Origin of the sequence: Gryllotalpicola koreensis (assembly GCF_039538185.1) — a bacterium.
Lineage (GTDB): Bacteria > Actinomycetota > Actinomycetes > Actinomycetales > Microbacteriaceae > Gryllotalpicola > Gryllotalpicola koreensis.
The window spans coordinates 1-11,251 of record NZ_BAABBW010000005.1 but is presented as its reverse complement, the minus strand read 5'-3'; the positions used below and the strand labels follow the sequence as shown (position 1 = coordinate 11,251).

Below are 11,251 nucleotides of genomic sequence, written 5' to 3'. Positions count from 1 at the left end.
CACTGCTCGCCGCAGCATCCGTCAACCGCGCCACCCGCGGAGGGCAAGCGCCTCGCCGACCATGCGCTCGACGTCGGCGGCAGTGTGGTGCTTGCGCACCCTGATGATCGACCAGCCGAGCAGGACCAGCTTGTTGTAGCGGTCGACGTCGATGACGGACCACGGGTCCTTGTGCCAGCGCTCACCCTCGTACTCGATGACGATCTTCAGCTTCTCGTAGACAAGGTCGCCGATCGCGACGAGCCTGCCGTCTGGTCCGTAGATCCGGCGATTGCGCGCGGGCTCCGGCATCCCGGCCCGCAGGAGGACCAGCCGTACCCAGGTCTCGCGCGGGGACCAGACATCCTCTCTGAGCTGCGGCAGCGCCTCGCGCAGCTTCCGCGCCCCGCCCTGAGTCGTGCGCGGCCACGGCGCCCTCGAGATGGCGGCGCGTGGCGAGCAGGTAGGGTTTGTCGCACAGCATCCGATCACCGGCCGCGATCAGCTCGTCGAGTTCCAAGACGGATGCCAGCTCGCAGAACACCTGGTGGGGAACGCGGACCCGTTTGCGCTCGAACCAACTCGTCTCCGCAGAGCGCGTCGTGTGGCCGATGACGTACCTGCCGCGCGGCGCGAACGCGCCCACGGCGGTGACGTGCACTTCGACGTTTTCGAGTCGACTGGGCAGAGGCACGCCCATGATGCGTGCGGCGGTCGGTCCGCTGAAGAACCAGTTCCGGGGCATCTGCTTCTGGTAGGCGTCGCACAGCAGTGTGAGCTGCTTGTCGGGCTCGGCGTTCTCGAGCAGGGCTCGCGGCAGTCGGATCCCCTTGAAGGGGGCGGCGAGGTCGGATGAGCGCAGGCGGCCGCGCGTCAGCGGGGCTGCGTCGGCTTCCGAAACGGTGAACGGGCCGGAGGCAAGGTGCTCGGGCAGGGGCTCTGGGCGGCTCATGTCGCTGAGTGTGTCGCGAGCTGGTCATGCGCCGTGGGGCGCCGAGCTCGGAATCGTGGACAGCTCGCCTCATCTCACGGCTGTGTACGCAAAGAGCGCGTGCTCGGTGCCCTGCTGGCACCTCACTGCGACGTCGAGAAGTGCGGCGATGTCGTCTCCATCGAACCCAGACGACATCCCGGCACTTCTCGACGACATGCCGCGCCCGCGGCGCGTTGGCGGGCTCAGCTCGCCAGCGCCGCCGCGATCGCCTCGCCGAGCTCGACCGGCTTCGTGAACTGAGGCCAGTGGCCCGTGTCGATGTCGACCCAGGTCACGTCACGGAACTTCGCGAGCTCGGACATCCACGGGTGCCCCTCATCGAGCAGGGGCCGGTACTCGGCCGCGGGGAACGCCGTGCAGATCATCGTCAGCGGCACGTCGTGCCGGCGGTCGTCGCGCAGCTCGATCGGGTCGGTCAGCACATGCGCGGGCTCAGGCACGGCGCCCGCGCGGATCTCGTCGCGCAGTTCGGGCGTCAGGTCCTTCACCTCGGCCTCACCGAACGCCGACCAGTCGGGAAGGGGCACGCCGTCGCCTTCGACGGGGAACTCCGGCTCGCTCACCGGCCGTTCGGGCACGGGGAAGGTGTCGACCTCGATGACCCGCACGACCCGGTCGGGCCGGGCGTCGAGGGCGCCGCCCGCGATCGACGACGCTCCGGAGTGCGCGACCAGGGCGACAGGCCCGCTCGCCGCGTCGATCTCGGCGATGGCCGCATCGATCTGCGTCTGCAGCGTGACACCGGCGCGCGGGGTCGAAACCGACTCGAGGCCGGGCAGGGTGATCGGGTGCACCGAGTGCCCCGCCTTCGCGACGATCGGCGCCACGTCGCGCCAGGAGGAACCGCCGAGCCAGAATCCGGGAAGCATGATGACATCCATGCGCCCACGGTAAGCCGCACAGCCGACATCGCATATCCTGAAGCAGTCGAAGGGGAGTATCCCTGAAACGTCGCGGTCGTCACCACGGGCACTGAGCCCCGGCCGTGGCGGCACCTCGCCACGAGGTGCGGGAGAGACTTTCGGAGCCGTTCCAACGACCCCGAAAGGCCTCGCACATGCATCTCGATTTCCCGCTCTGGTTCGAGCTCGGCTCCTACGCGGTGCTGTTCGCGATCCTCATCGGCGACCTGATCCTGGCGTACAAGCGGCCGCACGTGCCGAGCCCGCGCGAGAGCGCCCTCTGGATCGGCTTCTACGTCACCCTCGCCCTGATCTTCGCCGTCGCGCTCTACCTCGTCGGGGGCGGCGAGCACGCCGGCCAGTTCCTCGCCGGCTGGCTCACCGAGTACTCCCTCTCGATCGACAACCTGTTCGTCTTCGTGCTGATCATGAGCCGCTTCGCGGTGCCGCCGAAGTACCAGCAGGAGGCATTGATGGTCGGCATCATCTTCGCCCTCATCTTCCGTGGCGTCTTCATCATCCTGGGCGCCGGCCTCATCGCCACCTTCGGCTGGATCTTCTACTTCTTCGGCGCCTTCCTCCTCTATACGGCGATCCGACAGGCGTTCGAGAAGGACGACGAGGACGAGGACACCGGGGATGCCGAGGGGCCGGTCGCCCGCTATCTGAAGCGCCACCTGCGCATCGGCAACGAGTTCAACGGCAACAAGCTGCACACGGTGGTCGACGGCCGACGGGTGCTGACCCCGCTCGTGCTCGTCTTCATCTCGCTCGGCACGACCGACCTGCTCTTCGCCCTCGACTCGATCCCGGCGATCTTCGGCATCACCCAGAGCCCGTTCCTCGTCTTCTCCGCGAACGTGTTCGCGCTCATGGGTCTCCGGCAGCTGTACTTCCTGCTCGGCCATCTGCTCACGAAGCTCGAGTACCTCAAGTACGGCATCGCCGTGATCCTCGCGTTCATCGGCGTCAAGCTGGTCTTCCACGCGATGCACGAGAACGAGGTCCCGTTCATCAACGGCGGACACGGAATCGAGTGGGCGCCCGAGTTCTCGACCCTGACCTCGCTCGCCGTCATCGTCGTGACCATGGCGCTCGCCACCGGCGCGAGCCTCGTGCGCCTGCGGATGACGCGCGACAGGGGGTGATAGCCTCACATCATGCTGGCTGCGCAGCTCTTCCTCCTTGAGCGCCGCCGCTTCGGCGGCGCGCGTGGCGTCGCCCGGGCGGGCCGCCTTAGCTGCCGCGACGGGGCCTAGTTTCTACGGCCTCTCCCGTCGCGGAGTCTTGTGTTGGGCTGAACCCGCAGGAACCAAGGAGCACGAAGCAATGAGCACCCCCAAAACGCTGGCTGAGAAGGTCTGGGAAGACCACCTGGTTGTCAAAGGTGACAACGGCGAGCCGGACCTGATCTACATCGACCTCCACCTCGTGCACGAGGTGACCAGCCCGCAGGCGTTCGACGGTCTGCGCCAGGCGGGCCGGCCGGTCCGCCGGCCCGATCTCACGATCGCCACCGAAGACCACAACACCCCGACCATCGGCATCGACCAGCCGATCGCCGACCTCACGAGCCGCACCCAGATCGAGACGCTCCGCAAGAACGCGGCGGAGTTCGGCATCCGTCTGCACTCCCTCGGCGATCTCGAGCAGGGCATCGTGCACGTCGTCGGCCCGCAGCTCGGCCTCACCATGCCGGGCATCACGGTCGTCTGCGGCGACAGCCATACGAGCACCCATGGCGCCTTCGGTGCGATGGCCTTCGGCATCGGCACGAGCGAGGTCGAGCATGTGCTCGCCACCCAGACCCTGCCGCTGAAGCCGTTCAAGACCATGGCGATCAACGTTGAGGGCACGCTGCGCCCGGGCGTGACCGCGAAGGACATCATCCTGGCGGTCATCGCGAAGATCGGCACGGGTGGCGGCCAGGGCTACGTCCTGGAGTACCGCGGCAGCGCCATCCGCTCCCTCTCCATGGAGGGCCGCATGACGATCTGCAACATGTCGATCGAGGCGGGCGCGCGCGCCGGCATGGTCGCTCCCGACCAGACCACCTTCGACTACCTGAAGGGCCGCCCGCACGCCCCGCACGGCGCCGATTGGGACGCCGCGGTCGCCTACTGGAAGACGCTCGCGACCGACGAGGGCGCCGTCTTCGACGCCGAGGTCGACATCGACGCCGACAGCCTCGAGCCGTTCGTCACCTGGGGCACGAACCCGGGCCAGGGCGTCTCGCTCTCGGCATCCGTGCCCGATCCTGAGACCATCGCCGACGCGAACGAGCGCGCGACCGCGCAGCGCGCGCTCGAATACATGGATCTCACCGCCGGCACGCCGATGAAGGACATCAAGGTGGATGCCGTGTTCATGGGCTCCTGCACGAACAGCCGCATCGAGGACCTGCGCGCCTTCGCCTCCATCGTGAAGGGCAAGAAGAAGGCGGAGGGCGTGCGCGTGATGGTCGTGCCGGGCTCGGCCCGCGTGCGCATCGAGGCCGAGGCCGAGGGGCTCGACAAGGTGTTCGAGGAGTTCGGGGCCGAGTGGCGCTTCGCCGGCTGCTCCATGTGCCTCGGCATGAATCCCGACCAGCTCGCCCCGGGCGAGCGCTGCGCCTCGACGAGCAACCGCAACTTCGAGGGCCGCCAGGGCAAGGGCGGCCGCACCCACCTGGTGTCGCCGGTGGTCGCCGCTGCGACCGCGATCAGGGGCACGCTCTCGAGTCCGTGGGATCTCGAGCAAGCGGGAGAGACGGATGCCGGGGCCACGGCTTCCGACGACGAGAAGGTGGGTGCCTGATCATGGAGAAGCTGACCACCGTCACGGGCGTCGCCGCGCCGCTGAAGCGCACGAACGTCGACACCGACCAGATCATCCCTGCCGTGTTCCTCAAGCGGGTCACCAAGACCGGCTTCGACGACGCGCTGTTCTATTCTTGGCGCCAGGACCCGGAGTTCGTGCTCAACCAGGAGCCGTTCCGGAACGCCGAGATCCTCGTCGCCGGCACGGACTTCGGCATCGGATCGTCGCGCGAGCACGCCGTGTGGGCGCTGCGCGACTTCGGCTTCAAGGTCGTCCTCGCACCGCGCTTCGGCGACATCTTCCGCGGCAACTCGGGCAAGCAGGGACTGCTCACCGGGGTCGTCGCCGAGGCCGACATCGAGAAGCTCTGGGCCGTCATCGACGCCGAGCCGGGGGTGCAGCTCACCGTCGACCTCGAGACACGCCAGGTGCGCGCGGGCGAGCTGACCGTGGCTTTCGACATCGACGATTACACTCGATGGCGCCTCATGGAGGGGCTCGACGACATCGGGCTGACCCTGAGAAACGAGGCCAAGATCACCGAGTTCGAAGGTCGCCGCGAAGCCTGGCTGCCCAAGACTCTCCCCGTGAAGGCCTAATCGGAGGTCACGTGAACACACTCCTCGAAGACGCTCAGGCGGCAGGCGCGAGCGTCGGCCTCACGGCCGATCGCATCACCATCAACGGCGGCAAGCCGCTCGTGGGGCGCATCGAGCTCAAGGGCGCGAAGAACCTGGTCACCAAGGCGATGGTCGCGTCGCTGCTCGGCGAGACGCCGAGCGAGCTGCGCAGCGTTCCCGAGATCAGCGACGTGCGCGTCGTCAAGGGCCTGCTCGAGGTGCACGGCGTCAAGGTCTCGAGCGTCGGCGCGGACACGCTGATGCTCGACCCCTCCAACGTCGAGAGCGCGCACTTCGAGGTCATCGACGCGTATGCCGGCTCGAGCCGCATCCCGATCCTGTTCTGCGGCCCGTTGCTGCACCGGCTCGGCGAGGCGTTCATCCCCGACCTCGGCGGCTGCCGCATCGGCGACCGTCCGATCGACTTCCACCTCGAGAGCCTGCGCCGTTTCGGCGCGGTCGTCGACAAGCAGCCCCAGGGCATCCGTCTCACGGCACCCAATGGGCTCAAGGGCGCGAAGATCGAGCTGGCCTACCCGAGCGTGGGGGCGACCGAGCAGGTACTGCTCACCGCGGTGCGCGCCGAGGGCACGACCGAGCTGCGCGGCGCCGCCGTCGAGCCCGAGATCATGGACCTCATCAACATCCTGCAGAAGATGGGCGCCATCATCTCGGTCGACACCGACCGCGTGATCCGCATCGAGGGCGTCGAGCGCCTCGAGGGCTACAAGCACACGGCGCTCTTCGACCGCAACGAGGCCGCCAGCTGGGCCGCCGCGGCGCTCGCGACCAATGGCGACATCTTCGTCGGCGGCGCGCGCCAGTCCGAGATGCTGACCTTCCTCAACGTCTTCCGCAAGGTCGGGGGCGCGTTCGAGATCCAGGACGACGGCATCCGCTTCTTCCACCCCGGTGGCAAGCTCAAGCCGGTCATCATCGAGACGGATGTCCACCCGGGCTTCATGACCGACTGGCAGCAGCCCCTCGTGGTGGCCCTCACGAAGGCCGAGGGCGTGTCCATCGTGCACGAGACGGTGTACGAGCAGCGCTTCGGCTTCACCGACGCGCTCGTCGACATGGGGGCGCAGATCCAGCTGCACCGCGAGTGCCTCGGCGGCGCCGAGTGCCGCTTCGGCCAGCGCAACTTCAACCACTCGGCTGTCATCGTCGGCCCCACCGAGTTGCACGCGGCCGACGTCGTCGTGCCCGACCTGCGCGGCGGCTTCAGCCACCTGATCGCGGCGCTGTCGGCGGACGGCGCCTCGACGGTGAGCAACGTCGGCATCATCGCCCGCGGCTACGAGAACTTCATCGAGAAGCTGCGCGCCCTGGGCGCCGACTTCGTGCTCGAGGCGTAAGGGGTGGCGCGCAAAGAGACCAGTCGGCCGACCGTCTTCTGGCCGATGGCCTGGATCTGCTTCGGCCTGCTCGGCGGAAGCGTCAAGTTCCGCGTCGCGCACCCCGAGCGGATTCCCGCGCAGGGCGCCTACGTCATCGCCCCGAACCACTACAGCGAGATCGACCCCGTGATCGTGGGCATGATGCTGTACCGCGCGGGCCGCATCCCCAGCTTCCTCGCGAAGGCGAGCCTGTTCAAGGTGCCGATCGTCGGGTGGTTCCTGCGCCGCAGCGGCCAGGTGCCCGTGGAGCGCACGGCGGTCGCCGCGGCACACGCGCCGTCGCCGTTCGCCGGCGCCCGCTCGCTCGTCGAGAAGCAGCGCATCGTGGTCGTCTACCCAGAGGGCACGCTCACCCGCGAGCCCGACATGTGGCCCATGCGCGGCAAGACGGGCGCGGCGCGGATCGCGCTCGAGCAGGGCATCCCCGTCATCCCGGTCGCGCACTGGGGCACGCAGGCGCTCATGGCGCGCTACGGCAAGAAGGTGAACCTGTTCCGCAGGCATCCGATCGACTTCGCCATCGGCGAGCCCGTGGACCTCTCCGAGTTCGAGGGCAAGCCGATCGACCAGCACCTGCTCGCCGCCGCCACCGAGAAGATCATGGCGGCGATCACGCAGCAGCTCGAGACGCTGCGCGGCGAGAAAGCCCCGGCGGGCCGCTGGGACCCGGCGCGGCAGGGGCAGGCCGAGACCGGCCGCTATCACGAGCGGGGGTGACGGATGCCGCCGAAGAAGCCCGCACGGCGCGTGACCGTCGTCGGCGCCGGCAGTTGGGGGACCGCGTTCGCCAAGGTGCTCGCCGACGGCGGCTCCGAGGTGACGATGTGGGCGAGGCGCCCCGAGATCGCCCGCGAGATCCGCGAGACGCATCGCAACACGCAATACTTGCGCGGCGTCAACCTGCCCCGCGCGATCATGGCGACGAGCAGCCTGCACGATGCCCTGCGCGGCGCAGAACAGCTCTACCTCGCCGTGCCCAGCCAGACGCTGCGCGAGAACCTGCGGGCGCTGAAGCCGATGCTGCCGGGGGAGATCCCGGTCGTCAGCCTCATGAAGGGCATCGAGAAGTCGAGCAATCGGCGCATGAGCGAGGTCATCGCCGAGGTGCTCGAGCTCGACGAAGAACGCATCGCCGTGGCATCCGGCCCCAATCTCGCCCTCGAGATCGCCAAGGAGCAGCCCACCGCCGCGGTCGTGAGCTCGGTCAGCCTCGAGACGGCCCAGGCCGTTGCGATCGCGGCGACGAACCGCTACTTCCGCAGCTTCGTGAACACCGACGTCGTCGGCACCGAGTTCGGCGGCGTGCTCAAGAACCTCATCGCGGTCGCGATCGGCATCGTCGACGGCGTCGGCTACGGCGAGAACACGAAGGCCTCGATCATCACGCGCGGGCTCGTCGAGATGACCGACTTCGCCGTCGCGCACGGCGGCCACCCCGACACGCTGTCGGGTCTCGCCGGACTCGGCGACCTGATCGCGACCTGCCAGTCGCCGCTGTCGCGCAACAACACCGCCGGGCGCCTGCTCGGCCAGGGCTATGCGCTGCACGAGGTCGTGCGGCAGATGAACCAGACGGCCGAGGGGCTCGCGTCGGTCGCGCCGATCCTCGCCCTCGCCCGTGCCCGCGGCGTCGAGATGCCCATCGTCGAGCAGGTGCACCAGGTGCTGGCCGGTACCCTCAAACCGCAGGACATCGCGCCCCACCTCACCACCGACGACACGCCCACGGGCGAAAGGACCACAGATGACGGACAAGCTCGCACTGGCTCTGCTCTTCGGCGGGCGCTCAAGCGAGCATTCGGTCTCGGTGGCGACGGCGGGCGGGGTGCTGGGGGCGCTTGACCCCGAGAAGTACGAGATCATCCCGGTCGGCATCACGCGCGACGGCGGCTACGTGCTCGGCTCGACCGACCCGGCCGACTATTTCATGGGCGAGGGGCGGATGCCCGAGGTGCGCGACGACGGCAGCCGCGTGGAGTGGCCTCGTGACGCGGTCTCGCACGAGTTGACGATCACCTCGGCCTCCGGAGAGGTGCGCGGCGTGCACGTCGACGCCGTCTTCCCGATCCTGCACGGTCTCTGGGGCGAGGACGGCACCGTGCAGGGCATGCTCGAGCTCGTCGACCTGCCCGTGGTGGGCTCCGGCGTGCTCGCGAGCGCGCTCGGCATGGACAAGCACTTCATGAAGACGGTGTTCGTGCAGTCGGGGCTTCCCGTCGCGCCGTGGGCGACGATCTCGCGCCGGCAGTGGGCCGACGACCCGGCATCCGTTCATGCCGCCGCGTCGGCCCTGGGCTACCCGGTGTTCGTGAAGCCGGCGCGTGCGGGTTCCAGCGTGGGCGTGGGCAAGGCGACGGATGCCGCAGGCCTCGCCCTCGTCGTCGAGGCCGCCCTCGCCGAAGACACCCGGGCCCTCGTCGAGCCGGCCGTCGTCGGCCGTGAGATCGAGATCGCCGTGCTCGGCAGTGCGGGCGGGGCGAAGCCGCGAGCCTCGGTCGCGGGCGAGATCGTGCTGACCGGGCGCGAGTTCTACGACTTCGAGGGGAAGTACCTCGGCGGCGACGGCGTCGAGCTGGTGACCCCGGCCGCGCTGTCGGGGGAGCAGCTCGCCGAGATGCAGGAGCTCGCGATCCGCGCCTTCGAGGCGATCGGCGCAGCGGCGCTGTCGCGCGTCGACTTCTTCCTCACCGAGTCCGGCTGGGTGATCAACGAGATCAACACCATGCCGGGCTTCACGCCGATCTCGATGTACCCGAAGTGCTGGGAGGCCTCTGGCCTGCCCTACCCGGCGCTCATCGACGAGCTCGTCGCGCTGGCCCTCGACGCGCGGGGGTAGCGGGCCGCGCTTTTGCGCCCGTTCGGCGCAATCGTGCCCGCTGCATCGGGTGCAGACGCGCCGTTCGGACGCAGCGCCTTCGGTCGGCTACTGCGTGTCGTCGGCGGCGACGCACTTGTGCGCCTTGGACTGCGGGATGCTGGCGACCGCCTGCGCGAGGTCGGGCAGCACATTCGCGTCGCTCACGCCGCCCGTGCCGTGCTGGATCGTCACCTCGACGGCCGGCGTGCGGCCGTAGGTGACGTAGGTCAGCACCTTGTCGTCGGGGTCGTTGGTGAGAACCCAGTCGACCGAGTCCTGCCCGCTCGCCACGGTGATGCAGGGCTTGGTGGTCGGGCCGAGTGGCGCGACGCCGCACCGCAGCTGCACTTTCACGGGGTTCCCCCACGCGCCGGTCGCCTGCGCGTCGGTGTAGTCCTCCTTCTGCCCGGCGACCGAGTCGGGCAGCACGACCGTGACCGAGGCGCACTTCGGGTCGTTCGCGTGCGGCGCGGCATCCATCGCGACGGTCGGCGTGCAGCCGGCGAGCAGGGAGGCGAAGGCGGCTGCGGCGAGGGCTGCGGCGGCGACACGAAGGCGGGACATCTCGTTCGCAACGCTAGCGTGGACCCTATGGCGGAAGCTGAGCGGTCCACCCTGGCCGAGGTGGGCGAGATCGCGGTGCTCTCCCGCATCTTCCCGAGATTGCCCGAATCGGATGCCGCACTGCTCGGCCCCGGCGACGACGCGGCCGTCATGGCTGCGCCCGACGGGCGCTATGTCGTGACGACCGACCTGCTCGTCCACGGCCCGGACTTCCGGTGGGAGTTCTCGACACCCGAGGATCTGGGGTGGAAAGCCGCGGCCACCAATCTCTCCGATGTCGCGGCGATGGGAGCCCGGCCGACCGCGCTCGTCGTCGCACTCGCAGCACCCGCGACCACGCCGGTGGCCGTGCTCGAGTCGCTCGCCGACGGGCTGCGGCTCGCGTGCGACGAGCTCGCGCCCGGCTGCGGGGTCGTCGGCGGCGATCTGTCGACCTCCGACGTGTTCACGATCGCCGTGACCGCCTTCGGCGACCTCGAGGGCCGCCCTCCCGTGCGGCGCTCGGGGGCGCGGCCCGGCGACGTGGTCGCGGTCGCCGGCGAGCTCGGCCCCGCGGCGCGTGGGCTGCGGCTGCTCTTCGAGCACGGCCGCGACGAGGCTCTGCGACGCGACGCGCACGCCGTGGGGCGCCAGCTGCGGCCCGCGCCGCCGATCGCACTCGGCACCGCGGCCGCCGACGCCGGCGCGACGGCCATGCTCGACCTCAGCGACGGGCTGTTGCTCGACGCGCGGCGCCTGGCCCAGGCATCCGCCGTCGACTTAGAACTCGACGCGCTCGGCGACGACGAGCTGCGTGGGGGAGAGGACCACTCGCTGCTCGCGACCTTCCCGCCGGACGCCGCGCTGCCCGCCGGGTTCCGCGCGATCGGTCGCGCCGTGGCCGGGTCAGGCCGCGTGCTGGTCGCCGGGCGCGAATTCGCCGGCCTCGGCGGCTGGGACCCGTACGAGGACTGGGACGGCCGGCTCTCGTAGCCGGTATCCGGCGGTCGAGTAGCGTCTGGCGCTTAGCTGTGATGTCCGGGGAGGTTGTCCCGCCGTGCGGCGGTGAGTCGATGTGACAGGGGAAGGCCTCCGGTTGTGGAGTGGAGCTGTCTAGTTCACCGCTTCACCTACCGGAGGCCTTCGTGTCCCACGCT

General features: G+C 69.5%; 11 protein-coding genes. 8 read left to right on the top strand and 3 right to left on the bottom strand.

Annotated features, from left to right (window positions below):
- Window positions 1–21 precede the first annotated feature (21 nt).
- Both ABD708_RS14470 and ABD708_RS14465 read right to left on the bottom strand, forming a co-directional pair.
- The gene (locus ABD708_RS14470; protein ID WP_344755681.1) at window positions 22–291 is read right to left on the bottom strand and encodes a DUF559 domain-containing protein; all 270 of its coding nucleotides are present in this window, start codon (window positions 289–291) and stop codon (window positions 22–24) included.
- Between the two features lie 864 nt (window positions 292–1,155).
- Complete coding sequence (locus tag ABD708_RS14465; RefSeq protein WP_344755679.1) at window positions 1,156–1,854, bottom strand: alpha/beta fold hydrolase; 699 nt, start codon at window positions 1,852–1,854, stop codon at window positions 1,156–1,158.
- A gap of 176 nt (window positions 1,855–2,030) precedes the next feature.
- On the opposite strand from ABD708_RS14465, the gene ABD708_RS14460 reads away from it, so the two are divergent.
- From ABD708_RS14460 to ABD708_RS14430, 7 genes are all read left to right on the top strand, one after another.
- Window positions 2,031–3,023: a TerC family protein gene (locus tag ABD708_RS14460; protein WP_344755677.1), complete on the top strand. Its 993-nt coding sequence runs from the start codon at window positions 2,031–2,033 to the stop codon at window positions 3,021–3,023.
- 181 nt (window positions 3,024–3,204) lie between these two features.
- On the top strand, window positions 3,205–4,671 hold the full coding sequence (leuC, locus tag ABD708_RS14455) for a 3-isopropylmalate dehydratase large subunit (protein WP_344755675.1): 1,467 nt from the start codon (window positions 3,205–3,207) through the stop codon (window positions 4,669–4,671).
- 2 nt (window positions 4,672–4,673) lie between these two features.
- A complete protein-coding gene (leuD, locus tag ABD708_RS14450; protein WP_344755673.1) occupies window positions 4,674–5,273 on the top strand; it encodes a 3-isopropylmalate dehydratase small subunit in 600 nt (199 codons plus the stop codon).
- Between the two features lie 11 nt (window positions 5,274–5,284).
- Complete coding sequence (gene murA / locus ABD708_RS14445; protein ID WP_344755671.1) at window positions 5,285–6,652, top strand: UDP-N-acetylglucosamine 1-carboxyvinyltransferase; 1,368 nt, start codon at window positions 5,285–5,287, stop codon at window positions 6,650–6,652.
- Between the two features lie 3 nt (window positions 6,653–6,655).
- The gene (locus ABD708_RS14440; RefSeq protein WP_344755669.1) at window positions 6,656–7,411 is read left to right on the top strand and encodes a lysophospholipid acyltransferase family protein; all 756 of its coding nucleotides are present in this window, start codon (window positions 6,656–6,658) and stop codon (window positions 7,409–7,411) included.
- A 3-nt stretch (window positions 7,412–7,414) separates the two neighbouring features.
- Window positions 7,415–8,536 carry an NAD(P)H-dependent glycerol-3-phosphate dehydrogenase gene (locus ABD708_RS14435; protein WP_344755667.1) on the top strand — a complete coding sequence of 374 codons (1,122 nt, stop codon included), beginning with the start codon at window positions 7,415–7,417 and terminating at the stop codon, window positions 8,534–8,536.
- Complete coding sequence (locus tag ABD708_RS14430) at window positions 8,439–9,530, top strand: D-alanine--D-alanine ligase family protein (RefSeq protein ID WP_344755665.1); 1,092 nt, start codon at window positions 8,439–8,441, stop codon at window positions 9,528–9,530. Before ABD708_RS14435 ends, ABD708_RS14430 begins: the two co-directional genes overlap by 98 nt.
- Before the next feature lie 87 nt (window positions 9,531–9,617).
- Here the strand turns inward: ABD708_RS14430 and ABD708_RS14425 are convergent, their stop codons facing one another.
- Complete coding sequence (locus ABD708_RS14425; RefSeq protein ID WP_344755663.1) at window positions 9,618–10,115, bottom strand: DUF3515 family protein; 498 nt, start codon at window positions 10,113–10,115, stop codon at window positions 9,618–9,620.
- A 27-nt stretch (window positions 10,116–10,142) separates the two neighbouring features.
- Here ABD708_RS14425 and thiL point away from each other — a divergent pair, with 27 nt between their 5' ends.
- Window positions 10,143–11,087 carry a thiamine-phosphate kinase gene (gene thiL / locus ABD708_RS14420; protein ID WP_344755661.1) on the top strand — a complete coding sequence of 315 codons (945 nt, stop codon included), beginning with the start codon at window positions 10,143–10,145 and terminating at the stop codon, window positions 11,085–11,087.
- Window positions 11,088–11,251 lie beyond the last annotated feature (164 nt).